This is a genomic window from Pelagerythrobacter marensis (genome assembly GCF_036700095.1).
Taxonomy (GTDB): domain Bacteria; phylum Pseudomonadota; class Alphaproteobacteria; order Sphingomonadales; family Sphingomonadaceae; genus Pelagerythrobacter; species Pelagerythrobacter marensis_A.
This window is the reverse complement of sequence record NZ_CP144918.1, coordinates 750,215-770,273: the sequence shown is the minus strand read 5'-3', so window position 1 is coordinate 770,273 and position 20,059 is coordinate 750,215. Positions and strand designations below refer to the sequence as shown.

General features: G+C 68.0%; 18 protein-coding genes. 11 read left to right on the top strand and 7 right to left on the bottom strand.

Annotated elements, in window-relative coordinates; all coding sequences use genetic code 11:
- Positions 1-15: 15 nt before the first annotated feature.
- Positions 16-765: a hypothetical protein gene (locus V5F89_RS03630; protein WP_338446896.1), complete on the bottom strand. Its 750-nt coding sequence runs from the start codon at positions 763-765 to the stop codon at positions 16-18.
- 395 nt (positions 766-1,160) lie between these two features.
- Here V5F89_RS03630 and V5F89_RS03625 point away from each other — a divergent pair, with 395 nt between their 5' ends.
- The 4 genes from V5F89_RS03625 (at position 1,161) to holA (ending at position 5,747) form a co-directional block, all read left to right on the top strand.
- Positions 1,161-1,607 (top strand): DUF3576 domain-containing protein, encoded by a 447-nt coding sequence (locus tag V5F89_RS03625; RefSeq protein ID WP_338446895.1) that lies wholly within the window; start codon positions 1,161-1,163, stop codon positions 1,605-1,607.
- Between the two features lie 107 nt (positions 1,608-1,714).
- Complete coding sequence (gene leuS / locus V5F89_RS03620) at positions 1,715-4,234, top strand: leucine--tRNA ligase (protein ID WP_338446894.1); 2,520 nt, start codon at positions 1,715-1,717, stop codon at positions 4,232-4,234.
- On the top strand, positions 4,231-4,725 hold the full coding sequence (lptE, locus tag V5F89_RS03615; RefSeq protein ID WP_338446893.1) for an LPS assembly lipoprotein LptE: 495 nt from the start codon (positions 4,231-4,233) through the stop codon (positions 4,723-4,725). The genes leuS and lptE overlap by 4 nt, the downstream gene beginning before the upstream one ends.
- Positions 4,722-5,747, top strand: coding sequence for a DNA polymerase III subunit delta (holA, locus tag V5F89_RS03610; protein ID WP_338446892.1), 1,026 nt, complete (start codon positions 4,722-4,724; stop codon positions 5,745-5,747). The genes lptE and holA overlap by 4 nt, the downstream gene beginning before the upstream one ends.
- 76 nt (positions 5,748-5,823) lie before the next feature.
- Here the strand turns inward: holA and V5F89_RS03605 are convergent, their stop codons facing one another.
- From V5F89_RS03605 to V5F89_RS03595, 3 genes are read right to left on the bottom strand one after another with little or no spacing between them, the layout of a single operon-like run.
- Positions 5,824-6,375, bottom strand: coding sequence for an LptA/OstA family protein (locus V5F89_RS03605; protein ID WP_338446891.1), 552 nt, complete (start codon positions 6,373-6,375; stop codon positions 5,824-5,826).
- A complete protein-coding gene (locus tag V5F89_RS03600; RefSeq protein WP_338446890.1) occupies positions 6,375-7,040 on the bottom strand; it encodes an LPS export ABC transporter periplasmic protein LptC in 666 nt (221 codons plus the stop codon). The genes V5F89_RS03605 and V5F89_RS03600 overlap by 1 nt, the downstream gene beginning before the upstream one ends.
- Positions 7,041-7,064: 24 nt before the next feature.
- Complete coding sequence (locus tag V5F89_RS03595) at positions 7,065-7,682, bottom strand: ribonuclease D (RefSeq protein WP_338446889.1); 618 nt, start codon at positions 7,680-7,682, stop codon at positions 7,065-7,067.
- Between the two features lie 80 nt (positions 7,683-7,762).
- On the opposite strand from V5F89_RS03595, the gene ung reads away from it, so the two are divergent.
- Both ung and V5F89_RS03585 read left to right on the top strand, forming a co-directional pair.
- Entirely contained in the window at positions 7,763-8,446 is a 684-nt protein-coding gene (ung, locus tag V5F89_RS03590) for a uracil-DNA glycosylase (protein WP_338446888.1), read from the top strand.
- 24 nt (positions 8,447-8,470) lie between these two features.
- Positions 8,471-9,550 carry a DUF3667 domain-containing protein gene (locus V5F89_RS03585; RefSeq protein ID WP_338446887.1) on the top strand — a complete coding sequence of 360 codons (1,080 nt, stop codon included), beginning with the start codon at positions 8,471-8,473 and terminating at the stop codon, positions 9,548-9,550.
- Between the two features lie 44 nt (positions 9,551-9,594).
- On the opposite strand, the gene ftsH is transcribed toward V5F89_RS03585, so the two are convergent.
- The 3 genes from ftsH to V5F89_RS03570 form a co-directional block, all read right to left on the bottom strand.
- The gene (gene ftsH / locus V5F89_RS03580) at positions 9,595-11,556 is read right to left on the bottom strand and encodes an ATP-dependent zinc metalloprotease FtsH (RefSeq protein WP_338446886.1); all 1,962 of its coding nucleotides are present in this window, start codon (positions 11,554-11,556) and stop codon (positions 9,595-9,597) included.
- Positions 11,557-11,643: 87 nt separating this feature from the next.
- Positions 11,644-12,243 carry an exopolysaccharide biosynthesis protein gene (locus V5F89_RS03575; protein WP_338446885.1) on the bottom strand — a complete coding sequence of 200 codons (600 nt, stop codon included), beginning with the start codon at positions 12,241-12,243 and terminating at the stop codon, positions 11,644-11,646.
- 45 nt (positions 12,244-12,288) lie between these two features.
- Positions 12,289-12,741: a MaoC family dehydratase gene (locus tag V5F89_RS03570; protein WP_338446884.1), complete on the bottom strand. Its 453-nt coding sequence runs from the start codon at positions 12,739-12,741 to the stop codon at positions 12,289-12,291.
- Positions 12,742-12,849: 108 nt separating this feature from the next.
- Between V5F89_RS03570 and glpD the strand changes: the two genes are divergently transcribed.
- The 5 genes from glpD (at position 12,850) to V5F89_RS03545 (ending at position 20,054) form a co-directional block, all read left to right on the top strand.
- Positions 12,850-14,331 (top strand): glycerol-3-phosphate dehydrogenase, encoded by a 1,482-nt coding sequence (glpD, locus tag V5F89_RS03565; protein ID WP_338446883.1) that lies wholly within the window; start codon positions 12,850-12,852, stop codon positions 14,329-14,331.
- A 62-nt stretch (positions 14,332-14,393) separates the two neighbouring features.
- Positions 14,394-17,540 (top strand): bifunctional proline dehydrogenase/L-glutamate gamma-semialdehyde dehydrogenase PutA, encoded by a 3,147-nt coding sequence (gene putA / locus V5F89_RS03560; RefSeq protein ID WP_338446882.1) that lies wholly within the window; start codon positions 14,394-14,396, stop codon positions 17,538-17,540.
- Positions 17,541-17,657: 117 nt separating this feature from the next.
- A complete protein-coding gene (locus V5F89_RS03555) occupies positions 17,658-18,188 on the top strand; it encodes a hypothetical protein (protein WP_338446881.1) in 531 nt (176 codons plus the stop codon).
- Positions 18,189-18,276: 88 nt separating this feature from the next.
- Positions 18,277-18,831, top strand: a complete 555-nt coding sequence (gene dcd, locus V5F89_RS03550) for a dCTP deaminase (RefSeq protein ID WP_338446880.1) — start codon at positions 18,277-18,279, stop codon at positions 18,829-18,831.
- A gap of 47 nt (positions 18,832-18,878) precedes the next feature.
- Positions 18,879-20,054, top strand: a complete 1,176-nt coding sequence (locus V5F89_RS03545; protein ID WP_338446879.1) for a saccharopine dehydrogenase family protein — start codon at positions 18,879-18,881, stop codon at positions 20,052-20,054.
- Positions 20,055-20,059 lie beyond the last annotated feature (5 nt).

Sequence of the window (20,059 nt, the reverse complement as noted above, 5' to 3'; positions counted from 1 at the left end):
CCCGGCACCGGGGACTCAGAAACGGAACTGGGTGCCGACGTAGACCGCCTGGCTGTCCTCTTCCATATCGGTCAGCGGCGCGAGGCGGTCGCGGTCCTGCGACAGGCGCACGCCCGCGGTAACGTCGAGATTGCGCGTCACGCGATAGGCGCCGCCCAGATCGACCGACTGATCGCCCAGCCCCTCCAGCGTGCGGGGCGAACGGCCGAGGCTGCGATCGCGCTCGAAAGAAATGCGCGGCTGCAGGCGGCTCGGCTTGTCCGCGGCCCCTTCGGACGGTTTGAAGCTGGCCAGGTCGGGAACCTCCATCTTGCGCACGCCGGCGGGGAGCGAAGGCGTCTTGGCGAAGCTCTGATACCCGCGGGCAACGCCGAGGTTGTATCGGGTGGACGCAAGCGCGGGGGCCTTCCCGGGCTCTCCGGCAACGGCGGCGAGCGTCGAGCGGAAGGAAATCGCCTTCGCCGTATCTTCGTCGACGCGAACCGCGACGGTCACCGTGCGGTCGAGCGGCCGGGCCGGGCCGGCCGGCGTGAAGCGCAGCGCCTGCCCGCTTGCGGCAATCCGTTCGGCGACGCGATGAGCCAGTTCGGGATCGACCGAAGCCGGCGTGAACGGCGCGAAGCCGCCGAGATCGGGAACGGCGCCGGCGTTATCGAGCCCGGCGACCGCAAGCCCGGCGGATGGAATCGCCAGCGCAAGGCACGCGGCAGACAGCAGCAGGGGGACGAACCCGCCCTTGTCTGTCTTTCTGCCTGACCGAGCCATCTGCCCCTTACCTGCCTTTTCCCCGACATTCAGACGCGATGGCACCTGAACCGTTCCTGACTTTGCGTGCCGCGCTTGCGGTTTCCCGGTTCCCCGATGCCCCTTCGCCATGACATTGTTTCGTCAGCACGGCGGCGAGGCGGGAATCGCAAGCACTCTCGAATCGAAAGCTAGTGTCAATCGGGCCGCTTGGCCAGCTTTTCCACAAGCGGCGCGGCGCGAATCGCCGGCAACTGTTGCGCGGCGCACACAGACGGCCGCGGCGATTAAGGCGCTGTTCAAGCGCGCGAAGGTCAATCGGGCCGGTCGGCAGCGATTCCACGCTGCGCTTGCCGCCCGCGTGCGGGCGGTTATAGAGGCCGACGAGCATAGCGACAGGACATCACCGGATCATCATGAACGTCACCCGCCTAACCCCGATCGCGTCCCGCGCCGTTTTCGCCACGCTGGCGCTGGCCAGCCTCGCGGCCTGCGGCGGCCGCGACCGTCCGGCCGCCGACCTCGCCGCCAGCCAGGTGACGACGATCGGCGTCAATTCCTATCTCTGGCGCGCCGCGCTCGAAACGGTCAGCTTCGCGCCCCTGCTCCAGGCCGACAGCGCGGGCGGGGTGATCGTGACCGACTGGTACGCCAACCCCGACAATCCGGGCGAGCGGGTCAAGCTGACCGTCTCGATCCTCGACCAGGACTTGCGCGCCGACGCGGTGCGCGTCGCCGCCAGCCGCCAGGTCAACCAGGGTGGCGCCTGGGTCGATGCCCCGGTCCAGGCGGCGACGGTGCAGAAGCTGGAAAGCATTATCCTGACCAAGGCGCGCGACCTGCGCCGGCAGACGGTCAGCTGATCGCCCGCACCGGCGGCGACATGCCGCGCACCGGTGCCTCTCCCCGTCCCGCTGCCTTCCCAACTCGCGCCTTCCAATAGCGCGCAAATCGCCTAACAGGGCGTGCGATGACCGATAACCGTTTCAATCCCGCCGAAGCCGACGCGCGCTGGCAGCGTGCATGGGACGAAGCCCGCTGCTTCGAAGCCGACAGCCGCTCCGACAAGCCCAAGAGCTACGTGCTCGAGATGTTTCCCTACCCCTCGGGGCGGATCCATATCGGCCACGTGCGCAATTACACGATGGGCGACGTGCTCGCGCGGTACAAACGGATGACCGGGCACGAAGTGCTCCACCCGATGGGGTGGGACGCCTTCGGCATGCCGGCCGAGAACGCGGCGATGGAAAAGGGCGTCCACCCCGGCGGCTGGACGCGCGGCAACATCGCCAACATGAAGGCGCAGCTCAGGCGGATCGGCTTTGCGCTCGACTGGAGCCGCGAACTCGCCACCTGCGATCCCGAATACTACGGCCACGAGCAGGCGCTGTTCATCGACCTCTACGAAGCGGGTCTGGTCTATCGCAAGGAAAGCGAGGTGAACTGGGACCCGGTCGACATGACCGTGCTCGCCAACGAGCAGGTGATCGACGGCAAGGGCTGGCGCTCGGGCGCCGAGGTCGAGAAGCGCAAGCTCAACCAGTGGTTCCTGAAGATCACCGACTTTGCCGAGGACCTGCTGTCCGGACTGGGCGATCTGGAGAACTGGCCGGACAAAGTCCGCCTGATGCAGGAAAACTGGATCGGCAAGTCGCGCGGGCTGCAGTTCGCGTTCGACCTGTCGAACGGCGAGACGCTGCCCGTCTATACCACCCGGCCCGACACGATCTTCGGCGCCACGTTCGTCGCCGTCGCGCCCGACCATCCGCTGGCGCAGGCGGTTGCGGCGCAAAACTGCGATGCGGCGAAATTCGTCGAGCGGTGCAAGCGCGGCGGCACGACCGCGGCCGAGCTGGAGACGGCGGAAAAGCTCGGCTTCGACACCGGGATCGGGGCGAAACATCCCTTTACCGGCGAGCACCTGCCCGTCTTCATCGCCAATTTCGTGCTGATGGATTACGGCACCGGCGCGATCATGGCCGTGCCCGGCCACGACCAGCGCGACTTCGAATTCGCGACCAAATATGGCCTGCCGATCCCGCGCGTCGTCGCCCCGAGCGTGGAGGATGCCGGCAAGCCTTTCGACGGCGCGGCCGAGCCGGGTGAGGGCGTGATCGTCAATTCCGACTTCCTCGACGGAATGGATGTGGAAAGCGCCAAGCGCGAAGTGATCCGCCGGATCGAGGGCGAGGGGCGCGGCGAGGGCAAGACCGTCTGGCGCCTGCGCGACTGGGGCGTTTCGCGCCAGCGTTATTGGGGCACGCCGATCCCCTTCATCCACTGCCCGGACTGCGGCGTGGTCCCCGCGCCCAAGGACAGCCTGCCGATCACCCTGCCTGAAGACGTCGATTTCCAGACCCCCGGCAACCCGCTGGTACGGCACCCGACCTGGAAGCACGTCGATTGCCCGCAATGCGGCGGCGAGGCGGAGCGGGAGACCGACACGCTCGACACTTTCGTCGATTCGAGCTGGTATTTTCTGCGCTTCGCCAGCCAGCCGGCGGACAAGCCATTCGATCGCGCGGAAGTGGCGAAGTGGCTGCCGGTGGAACAGTATATCGGCGGGATCGAGCACGCGATCCTGCACTTGCTCTACGCCCGTTTCTGGACCCGCGCGCTGCAGAGCATGGGGCAGCTCGACTTCGCCGAACCCTTCGCCAGCCTCTTCACGCAGGGGATGGTCACGCACGAGACCTATAGCCGCAGCGAAGACGGCAAGACCGTCTATTACGCGCCGGACGAAATCAGCCGCGAGGCCGACCGCGCCCTGCTGAAGGCCGACGGGGGCGAAGTCTCGATCGGCCGCGTGATCAAGATGTCCAAGTCGAAGAAGAACACCGTCGACCCGGACGAGATCGTCGCGAAATACGGCGCCGACGCGGTGCGCTGGTTCATGCTGTCCGACAGCCCGCCCGAGCGCGACCTGCCGTGGTCCGAAGCCGGGATCGAGGGATGCTGGCGCTTCGTCCAGCGCCTCTGGCGCCTGTTCGGGCAGTACGACCGGGCGGCGAGCGGCGAGGACAAGGCCCTGCTGCGCAAGGTCCACCAGACGATCGCCGCGGTGGCCGAGGATATCGAGGCGCTTTCGTTCAACAAGGCGGTCGCGCGGATCTACGAATTGACAGGCGCTGCCGAAAAGGCCGGACCCTCGGCCACGCGCAGCGAAGCGATCCGCACGATCCTGCTGCTTTCCAGCCCGATGATGCCGCACCTGGCCGAAGAAGGCTGGGCCGCGATCGGCGGCGAAGGTCTGGTCGCCGACGCGCCCTGGCCGGCCTTCGACCCGGCCCTGCTGGTCGAGGACGAAGTCACCATCGCCGTCCAGCACAAGGGCAAGCTGCGCGATACGCTGACCGTGCCCAAGGGCGCTTCGCGCGAGGATCTCGAAGCGCTTGCTCTCGCCAGCGAGAAAGTGCAGCGTTCGATCGACGGAGCAAGCGTGCGCAAGGTGATCGTGGTGCCCGACCGGCTGGTGAACATCGTCACATGATTCGTGCCGCCGCCCTCGCCGCGGTAATGGTCGCGCTCGCCGGCTGCGGGCTGCAGCCGATGTACGCCGGCGGCGGCAACGGCCAGGTGGCGCGGGGGCTGGCCGCGGTCGAGGTCGCCCCGATCGAGGGACGCGCCGGATGGCTGGTGCGCAATGCCCTGCGCGACCGGCTGGGCGCCGCAGGGCCGGAAAGCCCGCGCTACCGTCTCGACGTGCGGCTCGACGACCGGCTGGAGGGGCTCGGCGTGCTGAGCGACGACACCGTCGGCCGCGAGCGCCGCACGCTGCGCGCGCGCTACCAGCTCGTCGACACCGCCGACGGGGCGATCCTGCTCGACGCCACCGCCGGCTCCGACGCGGGCATCGACGTCGTCTCCAGCGAATACGCAACCATCGCAGCGGAACAGACCGCGCTCGAGAACCTGGCGCAGGACGTGGCCGACCGGATCGTCACCCAGCTGTCGCTGACGCTGCGCCAGCAGGACCGGTGAAGGCGACCCAGCGCGATTTCGCGGGAACCGCGCAGCGTGCGGCGCGCCAGTGCGGGGTGTTCTTCTTCTGCGGCCCCGACGAGGCCGGCGCCTCCGCCGCCGCCGACCGGATCGTCGCGCTGCTGGACGAGCCGGGCGAGCGGGTCGAGATGGCCGGCGCCGCCTTGCGCAAGGACCCGGTCCTGCTGGGCGACGAGGCGCGATCGTCCTCGCTCTTCGGCGGCGCGCGCCACATCTACGTTCGCGCGAACGGCGACGAAGCGCACGACGCAGTCGCCAACCTGCTCGACGGAACGGGCGATGCCTGCCCGGTCCTGATCGTCGCCACGTCCGCCACCGACAAGTCGCGCACCGCCAAGCTGCTGGAGAAGCGCGACGATGCCCTGGTGGCGATGTTCTGGCCGCCCGATCTCGCCTCCGTCACCACCAGCGTGCGGACGATGGCCGACGCCGCCGGCCTGCGGCTCAACGGCGACATCGCCGAACGGATCGCGCGCGCCGCCGGGCTGGACGTGCGGCTCGCCCGCTCGGAAGTGGAGAAGCTTTCGCTCTATCTCGACGCCTCGCCCGCCGCACCGCGCACCGCCGATGCGGAAGCGCTGGAGGCGATCGGCGCGACGACCGAGGAAGACGGGTTCATGTCGCTGGTCAACGCCGTTCTGGCGGGCGAGGTGCGCAAGATCCCCGGCGAGATCCACCGCTTGCGCGAACTGTCGCTCAATCCGGTCGGCGTCCTGCTCGCGCTCGAGCGGCGCGCGGCGCAGCTTGCGCGGCTCACGGCGACGCTCGGTTCGCGGCGGCTGAACGATCTCGATCGCGGGACGAAAGCCCGGCTGGGCATTTTCTGGAAGGACGAGCGCGATATCGCCGCCCAGCTCCAGCGCTGGCGCGGGCGCGAGCTCGACCGGCTGGTGGCGAAGCTCGTCGCGCTCCACCGCGCGTTGCTCGCCAACAGCCAGTCGGCCGAACTGCTGCTGGCGCAAGGCCTTGCCGAAATCGCCCGCCACGCCGGCCGGCGCTGACGCCTTTGGAGTCGTTTTCAGCAGGGCTGAAGAAGCGGCGCCGGCCCGCACCGGTGCCGGCCCGCTGAAAACGACTTTAGTTCTCGGGAACCTGGAACGTGCCCGACACGCGCCCGCCCGAACCGCTCGTCTGCCCGCTCACACCGGAAGAGCCCGAGGCGCTTCCGTCCACGCTGGAGACGCCGCTGGCGAGGTCGATCACCAGCCTTCCGCCGTTCAGCGTGTCGCTGCCGCGGCGCAGGCGGACATTGCCGGCCATCGTGATGATCCGGCGGTTGAAGTCGTAGACGGCGACATCGCCGGTCGCCGACTCGTTGCCGCGCGTCACCCGCACTCCACCGGTCGCCGTGATGCGCTGGATCCTGAGCGAGCCGGCATCCGAATAATTGACCAGCGTGCGCGCCGCGCGAACCCGCAGGCCGGCCTGGGTAATATCGACATTGCCCGACAGAACCACGCGGTTCTGCCGGTCCTGAAGCTCGATCCGGTCGGCGGCGTAGTTCACCGGGGCATTGGAATTGTGCGCCGCGATCGCCTGCGCGCCCGCCTGCATCCCGGCGAAAATCGCCAGGGCGCCGATAAAGCCGGCAAGGGCCCAGCGCGATGCGGTGGAAAGGTGCGAAGTCATCAGGGCATCCTCAATTCGCCGGGCACCATGCGCAAGCGGGCGTTGCCGTCAAGCGTGACAGTGCGGGCCTGCAGGTCCGCGACCAGTTTGTCGGACGAGAACGTCCCGGCGGGAATCTCCCCCTCGACCCCGCCGCTGCCCACCATCCGCTTGGCCGCCAGGTCGACCGAAACGCCGCGCGCGACCATGCGATAGCCGTCGGCGGCGGTCAGGCGCACCGGGCCGAACACGGTGACGCGATCCTCGCTGATGTCGTAAGCCCCGGCCTGCGCGGCCAGCCGGGCGGGGCCTTCGGTCATCGCGAGGCGCGCGACGAGATCGTTCATCCGCACGATCCCTTCCGCGCTCGACCGCTGGACCGCCTCGCCCGCGGTCAGCGAGAACGGCCGCCCCTTGTTATCCTGCCCGCGGTACATCGCGTTATCGACGCGCAACCGCTCGTCGATCACCGCGACCTTGTTACGGTCGAGCAGGAAGCTGACTTCGCCGCGCGGGCTGAGCGGGGTTATCACCATCAGCGCCGCGATCACGCCCACCCCCATCGGCAGCACTTTGACCAGGAAGCCGATCAGCCGGTCGTGCGATCCGCCGGGGGCGGCGAAATGCTGGCGCTTGCTCCTCAGCTGCGCCGCCTCGCGGGTTTCTATGCGTCGCTTGATAACCATTCGCCGCGCCTGCCACCGCGCACCCTACGCATGGCTGAATATGTCCTGTTCGGCCCAGCCGGCAAGGTCGAGCCGCGCCCGCGTGGGCAGGAAATCGAAACAGGCCTGCGCCAGGTCGCTACGCCCTTCGCGCGCAAGTCTTTCGACGAATACCGCGTGCAGTCGGTGAAGAAAGCGCACGTCGGAAGCGGCATAATCGCGCTGCGCCTCGTTAATTTCGCTCGCGCCCCAGTCCGAGCTTTGCTGCGCCTTGGAAATGTCCGCGCCGAGCAGCTCCTGCACCAGATTCTTGAGTCCGTGCCGGTCGGTGTAGGTGCGCGTCAGCTTGCTCGCGATCTTGGTGCAGAACACCGGGGCCGCGGTCACGCCGAGATAGTGCTCTATCGCGGCAAGGTCGAAGCGCGCGAAATGGAACAGCTTCAGCCGCGCCGGATCGGCGAGCACCGCCTTGAGATTGGGCGCGGCGAACGTGCTGTCGACCGCGAACCGGACGAGGTGTTCGTCCCCCTGGCCGTCGCTTATCTGCACCAGGCACAGGCGGTCGCGCGGGGTGACGAGGCCCATCGTCTCGGTATCGACGGCCACCGGGCCCGGGGCGAGAACGCCTGCGGGAAGGTCTTCTTCGTGGAAATGCACTGCCATAACGCCCGCCCTTAGGCCGATTGGGGATTGAGGGAAAGGGCTGCTGGCGAGCGGGCCGCAGCCGCACTATCGTCCCCGTCATGACCGAGGCGATCCCCGAAAGCTGGCGCGCGACGCTGCAACCCGTGCTGACCACGCCCGAGGCGCGCCGCCTGGGCGGATGGCTGCGGGCGGAAGAGGACGCGGGGCGGACCGTCTATCCCCCGCGCGGAAAGCGCCTGGCGGCGCTCGACCTGACCCCGCTCGACCGGGTGCGGGTCGTTATCCTGGGACAGGACCCCTATCACGGGCCGAACCAGGCGATGGGGCTGTGCTTCGCGGTGCCGCAGGGGGTCAGGCTCCCGCCCAGCCTGCTCAATATCTACAAGGAACTGGAAAGCGATCTCGGCCTGCTCCGGCCCGATCACGGCGACTTGAGCGCATGGGCGCGGCAGGGCGTCCTGCTGCTCAACAACGCGCTGACGGTCGAGGCCGGGCGCGCGGGAAGCCATGCGGGCAAGGGATGGGAAGCGATCACCGATGCCTGCGTCGCCGCGGTCGCTGCGCGGGCGGAACCGAGCGTGTTCATCCTCTGGGGCAGCCATGCTCAGGGCAAGGCAGCGCGGATACCCGAACTGGCCCGGGCCGAACGGCATCTGGTCCTGCGCTCCCCCCATCCCAGCCCGCTGTCCGCCCACCGCGGCTTCTTCGGCTCGCGCCCGTTCAGCAAGGCCAACGCTTTCCTGGAGGCACAAGGGCGCGGCACGATCGACTGGCGGGTCTAGCGCTGGCGCGCTAGAAGCGGCGGCATGGCGGGCGACATCGGGGAAAGCATGGGCGACATCGCCACCGGCGGCCTGGCGGCGCGGGCGGTGGAACCGGGCGCGGGCGAGGCCGCACCGCCCGGCGCGGACGGGCATACGCAGGAGGAGGCCTGCCTCAACTGCGGCACCCGGCTCGCCGGACCGCACTGCCACGCTTGCGGCCAGCGCGCGCATGTCCATCGCACGCTGAGCGCTTTCTTCCACGATCTGCTGCACGGCGTGCTGCATTTCGAAGGCAAGACCTGGCGGACGCTGCCGCTGCTGCTGTGGCAGCCCGGAAAGCTGACCCGCGAATATATCGACGGGCGCCGCGCCAGCTATGTCAGCCCGATCGCGCTGTTCCTGTTCGTGGTGTTCCTCAGCTTTGCCGTGTTCAGCCTGATCGGCGGTTCGAAAGCCTTCGAGCCGGAGGCGGACGCGCTCGAACAGGTCAAATCGGCCTATGCCACCAACGAGGCCCAACTTGCGGCGCTGCGTCGCGACCGGGAAACCGAGGACGATCCGCAGGATCTGGCCGAAATCGACAGGCGCATCGCCTCGCTGGAGGAAGACCAGCAGGGGCTGCAAATGGTGCTCGGCAATGTCGGCACGACGTTCGAGCGCGATTTCCGCAAGGGGTTCGAGGAAAATCCGCTGCCCGAAGGCAACGCGATCACCGAGTCGATCGACAAGGTTCGCGCCAATCCGCAGCTCGCGATCTACAAGGTGCAGACCAACGCCTACAAGTTCAGCTGGATGCTGATCCCGCTCAGCGTGCCGTTCGTCTGGCTGCTGTTCCCGTTCAGCCGCCGGTTTCGCGGTTACGATCACACTGTCTTCGCGACCTATTCGATCGCTTTCATGATCGCGCTCGCCGCGGTTTCCAGCCTGCTGTTCTTCTACGGCCTGGGTGGCCTGGGCGGGCTGCTACTCCTCTATGCGCCGTGGCACATGTATCGCCAGCTTCGCGGGACCTATGCGCTGGGCCGCTTCGGCGCGCTGTGGCGCATGCTGGCGCTGAGCCTGTTCGCGTGGATCGCGATCGGCCTGTTCCTGGGCCTGGTCGGGCTGATGGCGGGGACCTGAGCGACGGGTCCACTCTCGGGCCGCGGCGCTCAGGCATCGCTATCTCAGGCGTTCTGGGGCGCGCCTTCGCCGGTGCCGCCGAAGCGCTTGCCGGCCTTGGGAATGGCCGAGCCGGTGACCGGGCGCACAGTGGGGCCCTTGGGCGCATCGGGGCGATCGATCTTGCCGTTGTCGAGCAGTTCCCGGATCTCGTCGCCGGTCAGCGTCTCGTATTCGAGCATGGCCTGGGCGAGCAGGTGCAGCTTGTCCTCCTGCGCCTTCAGGATCTCGGTCGCGCGCTTGTGCGCGCCGTCGACGAGCTTGCGGATCTCCGCATCGATCAGCTTGTTGGTATCGCCCGAACCCATCGTGCGCGCGGTCTGGCCCATGCCGAGGTAGCCTTCCTGGCTTTCCTCGTACTGGAGCGGGCCGAGCTTGTCGGACATGCCCCATTTGGTGACCATGTTGCGCGCCAGCTTGGTCGCGTACTGGATGTCGGACGATGCGCCGCTCGAAACCTTGTCGTGGCCGAAGATGATCTCTTCCGCCACGCGCCCGCCCATGGCGACCGCCAGGTCGGCGTGCATCTTGTCGCGGTGGTACGAATAGTTGTCGCGTTCCGGCAGGCGCATGACCATGCCCAGCGCGCGGCCGCGCGGGATGATCGTCGCCTTGTGGATTGGGTCCGACGCGGGCTCGTTCAGACTGACGAGCGCGTGGCCCGCCTCGTGATAGGCAGTCATCTTCTTCTCGTCGTCGGTCATGACCATCGAGCGGCGTTCGCTGCCCATCATGACCTTGTCTTTCGCGTCCTCGAACTCCTGCATCGCCACCAGGCGCTTGTTGCGCCGCGCGGCCAGCAGCGCCGCCTCGTTGACAAGGTTGGCGAGGTCCGCGCCCGAGAAACCCGGCGTGCCGCGCGCGATCGTGCGCGGGTTGACGTCGGGGGCGAGCGGCACTTTCTTCATGTGGACGCCCAGGATCTTCTCGCGCCCGTCGATATCGGGCACCGGCACCACGACCTGCCGATCGAACCGCCCGGGGCGCAGCAGCGCGGGGTCGAGTACGTCGGGCCGGTTGGTCGCGGCGATGATGATGATGCCTTCGTTCGCCTCGAACCCGTCCATCTCGACGAGGAGCTGGTTCAGCGTCTGCTCGCGCTCGTCGTTCGAATTGCCGAGGCCATGGCCGCGATGGCGGCCGACCGCGTCGATCTCGTCGATGAAGACGATGCAGGGCGCGTTCTTCTTCGCCTGTTCGAACATGTCGCGCACGCGGCTGGCGCCGACGCCGACGAACATCTCGACGAAGTCGGAGCCGGAGATGGTGAAGAACGGCACGCCCGCTTCGCCCGCGATGGCGCGCGCGAGCAGGGTCTTGCCGGTACCGGGCGAACCGACCAGCAACGCGCCCTTGGGGATCTGTCCGCCGAGCTTGGAGAAGCGCTGCGGATCCTTGAGGAATTCGACGATCTCCTCCAGCTCCTCGCGCGCCTCGTCGATCCCGGCGACGTCGTCGAAAGTGACCTTGCCCTGCTTCTCGGTCAGCATCTTGGCCTTCGACTTGCCGAAGCCCATCGCGCCGCCGCCGCCGCCCTTCTGCACCTGGCGCAGCGCGAAGAACGCGATGCCGAGGATCAGGATGAACGGCAGCGACTGGATCAGCACCGCCATCATCAGGTTCATCCGTTCGGGCGCGGTGCCGGTATATTCGACCCCGTTCGCATCGAGCAGCTCGGTCAGGCGAGTGTCGTTCGCGACCGGTACGGTCGAAAACGTATCGCCGTTGTTCATCGTGCCGGTGATCTGTTCGGGCGAAATGGTCACGTCCTTGACCAGCCCGGCCTCGACATTCTCGCGGAAGGTCGAATAGCCGATTTCCTTGCCCGCCGGCTGGCCGGCATTGCCGAACATCGACACCAGCAGCACCAGCGCCAGGAAAATCCCGCCCCAGATCATCAGGCTCTTCATCCAGGGGTTGGGACCGCCGCCGTTCTCGGGGCCGTCGGGCTGCTTGTCGTCGTTCATCGGAAACGTGATCCTTTCACCCGATAATGTAGGCGCGACGCGATGAATGGCAAGATAACGCCGGCGCTCGGGGCCGGCGGGCCGGATTCACCCGGCGGAGCCGGAGACCGCCAGCGCGACGACCAGCCCGGCCGCACCCAGTGAAAGCGCGAAGGCGATCAGCATCAGCAGCCCGTCGCGCACCATCAGCGCCAGGCCGAAGGCGGCGATTGCGATCATCGGTGCGGAACTGGCGAAGGGCAGGAATTCCAACGGCGGAACGGTGCAGCACAGCACAATCACCATCAGCGCGGCGATGCGTGGCCAGGGGGGACGGGTAAACGCTCTCAGCCGCCCCTTGAACCAGCCGTCGATCGTCTCCGCCGCACCGTCGAGCCTGTGCGCCGCGCGCGCCAGCGTATCGCCGGCGATCGCACGCCGTTCCACGAACTGCGGCAGCCAGACATGTTCGCGCCCCAGCAGCAACTGCCCCGCGATCAACGCGATGGCGAGCGCGAGGAACGTCGGCACCCCGGGGATCCCCCCGATCGGCGACAGCTCGATCAGCGGCAGGAACAGCAGGACCGGCCCGAAACTGCGCCGCCCGAACTCGTCGAGCGCGTCGCCGAAACAGACCTCGTCGCGCTGTTCGCCGAGTTCCTCGATCCCGTCGAGGACATCCTCGATGCTGTGCGGATCCTCGTTCATGGCTGCCGGGACAACGCCCGGCGGACCGATCGGCTCCCGCGCCGGTCAGGCAGGTTTTCTGCGCAGCAACGCCGTCCGCTCGCAGCGGCAGACGACCTCGTCGCGCTGGTTGAGCATTCGGTGGGTGAAGGTGACGATCCCGGCTTCGGGCCGCGATCGCGATTCGCGCAGCGCGGCGACTTCGCTGGTCGCGCGCAGCGTGTCGCCGATCGCGACCGGCGCCGGCATGGCGACCTTGTCGTAACCGAGATTGGCGATGAGCGTGCCGAGCGTGGTGTCCCCAACGCTGAGCCCGACCATCAGCGCGAACGTGAACGTGCCGTTGACGAGGATCTGGCCGAATTCGGATTCGCGCGCCGCCTCCGCATCGAGGTGCAGCGGCTGGGGATTGTGAGTCATCGTCGTGAACAGCAGGTTGTCGGTTTCGGTCACGGTGCGGCGAATCTCGTGCTCGATCCGGTCGCCCACCTGCCATTCGTCGAAATAGCGGCCTGCCATGCGCTGTTCTCCCTTGCTGTCGCTCGATACCGCCCCGGGCCATAGCGGGGGCGGAGCGGGGTGCAAATGGCTCGCCATGGCGGGCCCGAACCGATAGGGCCGCTGGCCATGGACGACCTTCTCGTCATCGGCGGCGGTATCAACGGCACGGGAATCGCCCGCGACGCGGCGGGGCGCGGGATGTCGGTCGTGCTGGCGGAGAAGGACGATCTGGCCAGCCATACGTCTTCGGCCAGCACCAAGCTGGTTCACGGCGGGCTGCGCTACCTCGAACACTACGAATTCCGCCTGGTCCGCGAATCGCTGCGCGAGCGCGAAGTGCTGCTGCGGATCGCGCCGCACATCGTGCGCCCGCTGCGCTTCGTCCTGCCCCACGACGAGGGGTTGCGGCCGCGCTGGATGCTGCGGCTGGGGCTGTTCCTCTACGACCGGCTGGGCGGCAACCGCTCGCTGCCCGGCAGCCATGCTCTCGACCTTTCCGCGCCGCCGCACGATGCGATCCTGAAGGACCGGTTCGTGCACGGCTTCGCCTATTCCGATTGCTGGGTCGACGATGCCCGGCTGGTGGTGCTCAACGCGCTCGACGCGCGCGAACGCGGGGCCCGGGTGCTGACCCGCACCCGCTGCACCGCGCTGGAGCGCGCCGGCGACCACTGGCGCGCCACGCTGCGCACGCGCAGCGGGGGCGAGACGGTGACCGCCCGCGCGGTGGTGAACGCGGCCGGGCCGTGGGTCGACGATATCGCCGCACTCGCCACCGCGGGCCGGGCCGAAGCGCACCTGCGGCTGGTCCAGGGCAGCCATATCGTTATCCGCCGCAAGTTCGCGGGACCACACGCCTATATCTTCCAGAATCGCGACGGGCGGATCGTCTTCGCGATACCTTACGAAAACGACTTCACGCTGATCGGCACGACCGACCGGCTGTTCGAGGGCGACCGTGATGCGGTGGCGATCTCGGACGAGGAGCGCGATTACCTCTGCAACGCGGCAAGCGAGTATTTCTCGGAACCGGTGCGGCCCGCAGACGTCGTTTCGACCTATGCAGGAATCAGACCGCTTTACGAAGACAATGCCGCGAGCAACGCTACCGTGACCCGAGACTATGTATTCGCCGTCGACGCGCCCGGGGACGCTCCGCCGCTGTTGAGCATATTCGGGGGCAAGATCACCACTTACCGCAAGCTCGCCGAACACGCGATGGAACGGCTGGCCCGCCATATCCGCGTTCCCGGCAAGCCGTGGACCGCCGACGCGACGCTGCCGGGCGGCGATTTCGCGGGCGGGTTCGATGCGTTTCTGGGCGAAGTCGGCGCCCTCTGGCCCTGGCTGCCGGCCGCTACGGCGCAGCGCATGGCCCGTGCTTATGGCACGCGGATCGAACGGGTGATCGGCAGCGCGCAATCGCTTGCCGGCCTCGGCCGCAACTACGGCAGCGGATTGACCGAAGCCGAAGTCGATTATCTGCGCCGCGAAGAGTTCGCGCAGACGGCCGAAGACGTCCTCTGGCGGCGCAGCAAACTGGGACTTCATATGGCCTCGGACGCCCGCGAAAACGTAGCGGCCGCGCACGATATCGACTTCGCTTGATTGCCGCCGAAAGCGCGTCCAAGGGCGCCGAATCCACCGCAACTTTCACCCCGAGTCGCTCCATGCCCGTTTCCGCTCCGCTCGATCGCACCGCCATCCGCCTCGCTTACCGCCAGGACGAGGAAGCCTGCGTCGCCGACCGCTTGCGCCAGGCCGCGCCCGCCAGCGCCGTGCATGGCGAGGCGGCGGCCATTGCCGGGACGCTGATTGCCGGCGCGCGCGAACGCAAGGCGAGCGGGATCGACGCCTTCCTGCAGCAGTTCGGCCTCGCGACCGAGGAAGGGATCGCGCTGATGTGCCTGGCCGAGGCGCTGCTGCGCGTGCCCGATAGCAGGACCGCCGACGCGCTGATCCGCGACAAGATCGGCGATATCGACTGGTCGGAGCATCTCGGCGAAAGCTCCTCCACATTCGTCAACGCAGCCACGTTCTCGCTGATGCTGACCGGCGAAGTGCTCGAACGGCCGGATGAGCACCAGCGCGGCATGGGCCGCACGCTGCGCAACGCGATGAACCGCCTGGGCGAGCCGGTGATCCGCAAGGCGACGCTGCAGGCGATGCGTATCCTGGGCGGGCAGTTCGTGTTCGGCCGCACGATCGAGGAAGCGCTGAAACGCGCCGCACCCGAACGCGCGCGCGGACTGACGCACAGCTTCGACATGCTGGGCGAAGCGGCGATGACGTACCCCGATGCCGAGCGCTATCGCCGCGCCTACGAGCACGCGATCGAGCGGCTTGCGCACGAAGTCGACGGCGGGATCGCGCGTTCGCCCGGCATCTCGGTGAAGCTCTCCGCGCTCTATCCCAAGTACGATCACTTCCATGCCAAGGCGGCCACCAAGGCGCTGGTGCCGATCCTCAAGGATCTCGCGATCAAGGCACGCGATGCCAACATGCATTTCACCATCGATGCGGAGGAGGCCGAGCGGCTCGAGCTGTCGCTCGACATCGTCGAGGCGCTGGTGGCCGACGACGAGATCTTCGCCCGGCCCGGCAAAACGCCGTGGGAGGGCTTCGGCCTCGCCATCCAGGCCTATCAGAAGCGCGGCGTGCCGCTGTGCGACTGGGTCGCCAAGCTGGCGCGCCATCACGGCCGGCGGCTGATGGTGCGGCTGGTCAAGGGCGCGTACTGGGATACCGAGATCAAGATCAGCCACGTCGGCGGGTACAAGGATTTCCCCGTCTTCACGCGCAAGGTCGGGACCGACGTGTCCTTCCTCGCCTGCGCGGCGCGGCTGCTGGAAGCGCGCGACGCGATCTACCCCGCGTTCGCCACCCACAACGCCTATACCATCGGCGCGGTCAAGGCGCTGGCGGAAAAGAGCGAACCGGCCGACCGGCAGGGCCCGTCCTACGAATTCCAGCGGCTGCACGGCATGGGCGAGGAAATCTATGCCGAGCTGGCCGAGATGGAGGGCAACCGCAAGACGCCGGTGCGCATCTATGCCCCGGTCGGGGTGCACAAGGACCTGCTCGCCTATCTCGTGCGCCGCCTGCTCGAAAACGGCGCTAATTCCAGCTTCGTCAACCGCATGGCCGATGCCGAAGTGCCGGTGGCGGCGCTGACCGGCGATCCGGTGGCGGAGCTGGCCGCGATGGAACCGCGCCGCAACCCGCAGATCCCGCTGCCGGCCGACATCTTCCCCGGCCGCCGCAACAGCGCGGGGATCGACCTGGCCGATCCGCTGGTGGTGGAACCGCTGCTGGAGCGTCTCCATGTGCTCGACGCCCGCCGCTGGCATGCCGAGCCGACGCTGCGCTCGCCCGAGCAGGGCGAAGTCGCGCCGATCACCCAGCCGCAGGACCTGACGCACGAGGTCGGCACCCGGCGCGACGCCCTGCCCGAGGAAATCGACGTCGCCATCACCCGCGCCGTTGCGATTCAGCCCGGCTGGGACGCGCTGGGCGGCGAGAAGCGCGCCCTGCTGCTGGAAGCCGCCGCCGACATGTTCGAGGCGCATACCGACGAGATCCTCAGCCTGTGCCAGCGCGAAGCGGGCAAGGCCCTGATGGACGCGGTGCTCGAACTGCGCGAAGCGGTCGATTTCCTACGCTATTATGCGAACGAAGCGCGGCGCCTGTTTGCCGCGCCCATGCCCCTGCCCGGCCCGACGGGGGAAGAGAACCGGCTGAGCCTGCACGGGCGGGGGGTCTTCGCCACCATCAGCCCGTGGAACTTCCCGCTCGCGATCTTCATCGGCCCGGCTGCGGCCGCCCTGGCCGCGGGCAATGCCGTGGTCGCCAAGCCTGCCGAGCAGACCCCGCTGATCGCCGCGCTGGCGGTGAAGCTGTGCCACGAGGCCGGCATTCCCCAGGACGTGTTCCAGTTGCTGCCCGGCGCGGGCGAGGTGGGGCAGCTGATCACTTCGGACCCGCGGATCGCGGGGGTCGCCTTCACCGGTTCGACCCAGACCGCGCACGCGATCAACCGCAGCCTCGCCGCGCGCGACGGGCCGATCGCCACGCTGATCGCGGAAACCGGCGGCCAGAACGCGATGATCGTCGACAGCTCGGCCCTGCCCGAACAGGTCGCGCGCGATGTCGTCAACAGCGCGTTCCAGAGCGCGGGCCAGCGCTGCAGCGCGCTGCGCGTGCTCTATCTGCAGGAAGACGTGGCCGATGAAATGCTCGAGATGATCAAGGGCGCGTTCGAAGCGCTGGTGATCGGCGACCCGGAAGATCTCGCAACCGATGTCGGCCCGGTGATCGACCCCGACGCCAAGGCCGCGCTGGAGCGCCACGTCGCCCGGCGCAAGAAGCACGGCCGCAAGGTCTGGCGGCGCAAGCTGCCGCGCGGCACGGCCGCTGGGTGCTTCGTCGCCCCGACCATTATCGAGATGGATTCGATCCTCGACCTGCGGCGCGAGAACTTCGGCCCGATCCTGCACGTCGTGCGCTACAAGGCGAGCGAGCTGGAGCGGGTGATCGAGGATATCAACGCCACCGGCTATGGCCTCACCCTCGGCCTGCACAGCCGGATCGAGGCGACCCGCCGCTTCGTCGAGGCGCGGGCGCGGGTGGGCAATTTCTACGTCAACCGCAACCAGATCGGCGCAGTCGTCGAAAGCCAGCCGTTCGGCGGCGAGGGGCTGTCGGGCACCGGCCCCAAGGCCGGCGGGCCGCACTACGTCGCCCGCTTCGCGACCGAGCGGGTGGTCTGCATCGACACGACGGCGGCCGGCGGCAACGCCACCTTGCTGGCCAGCTAGAGGCCGTTTTCAGCGAGGTTGAAGCTCGACGAAACGGAAGCGCTGCTCGGCCGGGGACCGGCTGCGGCCATGCGCAAAGGCCTTTTCTCGGCGCGGCGTTTTGCTAGGCAGGCGGCGATGGGTCGCCTCGTCGCCTTGTTGCTTGCGCTGTTCGCTCTCGCCTGGTCGGCGGGGGCGGCTGCCGAAGTGCGGATGAGCTTCCACAGCTTCAACGGCTCGGTCCTGTTCGGCCGCTATCCGCATGCGTTCATCGTGCTGGAAGGCACCCTGGACGAAACCGGCGCGCCGATCGCGGAGAACTACGGCTTCACCGCCAGGTCCATTTCCACCCGGATCCTCAACGGACCGGTCGAACATGCGATCATGACGGAGGACGAGGCCTACCTTCGCAAGACCAACCGCCACTTCACCGTCCCGCTGACCGACGCGCAATACTGGCGCGTGCGGGCCGAAGTCGCCAGATGGCGCGACGCGCCGGGCAAGTACTACGACCTCGACCGGCGCAACTGCATCCATTTCGTCGGCGCGATGGCGCGGATCGCGGGCCTCAGGGTCGACTACCCCCGCGACATGCTCCGCCGCCCGAAGAAATGGCTCAACCATATCACCCTCCTCAATCCGCAACTTGGCGCGAAACCGGTCGACTAGAGTCGTCAGGCACGCATGGCGAAGCGCGAAAGGGGATAACGCCCGCGCGCGCCTTGCCCCGTCCGCGCCGGTCGGGAATGACCGGCGCATGGCGATTCTTTCCGACCGATGGATCCGAACCCAGGCCACCGAAAAGGGCATGATCGAACCTTTCGTGGAGGCGCAGCGGCGCGAGGGGTGCATTTCCTACGGCCTCTCAAGCTACGGCTACGACGCGCGGGTGGCCGACGAGTTCAAGATCTTCACCAATGTCGACAGCGCCATCGTCGACCCGAAGGATTTCGCCGCCAATTCCTTCGTCGACCGCAAGACCGACGTCTGCGTGATCCCGCCGAACTCGTTCGCGCTGGCGCGCACGGTCGAATACTTCCGCGTGCCGGAAGACGTGCTGGTGATCTGCCTGGGCAAGAGCACGTATGCCCGCTGCGGCATCATCGTGAACGTCACCCCGCTGGAACCCGGCTGGGAAGGGCACGTCACGCTGGAATTTTCGAACACGACCCCGCTGCCCGCGCGGATCTACGCCAACGAGGGCGCCTGCCAGTTCCTGTTCCTCCAGGGCAACGAACGGTGCGAAACGAGCTATCGCGACCGGGCGGGCAAATACATGGGCCAGCGCGGCGTGACTCTGCCGCGGTTGTAACCCGCGCCGCGCTGCGTCATTCTCCCTCGCCGAGGGAGAATCGCCCGATGGCACAGCGTGAATTCGATATCGTGGTCTATGGCGCCACCGGTTACACCGGGCGGCTCGTCGCCGAACACTTCGTCCGCGAATACGGCGATGCTGCGGACGGGCCGAAATGGGCAATGGCCGGGCGCAGCCTGACCAAGCTGGAGGAAGTGCGGGACGCGATCGGCGCCCCGACCGATACGCCGCTGGTCGTGGCCGATGCCGACGACCCGGCCGCGCTGGAAGCGATGTGCCGGCGCACGCGCGTGATCCTGACGACGGTCGGCCCCTACCAGCTTTACGGCGATGCGCTGGTGGCGGCCTGCGTTGCGACCGGCACCGACTATGCCGACTTGTGCGGCGAACCGGGCTGGATGCGCGAGCAGATCGACCGGCACCATGGCGCCGCCCGCGACAGCGGGGCGCGCATTTGCTTTTCCAGCGGGTTCGATTCGATCCCCTTCGACCTCGGCGTGCTGATGCTGCAGAAAGAGGCGGTGAAGCGCTTCGGCGGGCCGGCGCCGCGCGTGCGCGGGCGGGTGCGTTCGATGCAGGGCACGTTCTCCGGCGGGACCGCAGCCAGCCTGGGCGCCACGATGAAGGCGGTGGCGAAAAACCCCGCGCTGATCCCGATATTGCAAAGCCCGTTCGGCCTTACGCCCGGGTTCGAAGGGCCGGACCAGCCGGCCGGCATGGTTCCCCGCTACGAAGACGATCTGGGCAAATGGGCCGCGCCGTTCATCATGGCGACGATCAACGTCAAGAACGTCCACCGGACCAATTTCCTGAACGGTTTCCCCTATGGCGAGGATTTCCGTTACGACGAGATGATGCTGACCAGCCCGGGCGATGCCGGCAAGGCCGCGGCGCAGGCCGTTGCCGAAATGCTCAAGAACCCGTTCGGGGCGAAGCCGCCCAAGCCCGGCGAGGGGCCGAGCAAGGCGGAGCGCGAGGCGGGCTCCTACGACCTGCTGTTCATCGGCGAAATGGCCGACGGCGCCACGCTGCATTACGGAGTCAAGGGCCGCTACGATCCCGGATACGGTTCGACCAGCCGCATGCTGGGCGAAACCGGCATGGCGCTGCTCGATTGCGACGCCGCCGGCGGCATCGGCACGCCCGGCCATTTCCTGGGCGAAGCGCTGGTCGCACGGCTGGAGGAACACGCCGAGATCGCTTTCGCACCGGAGGACTGATCGCA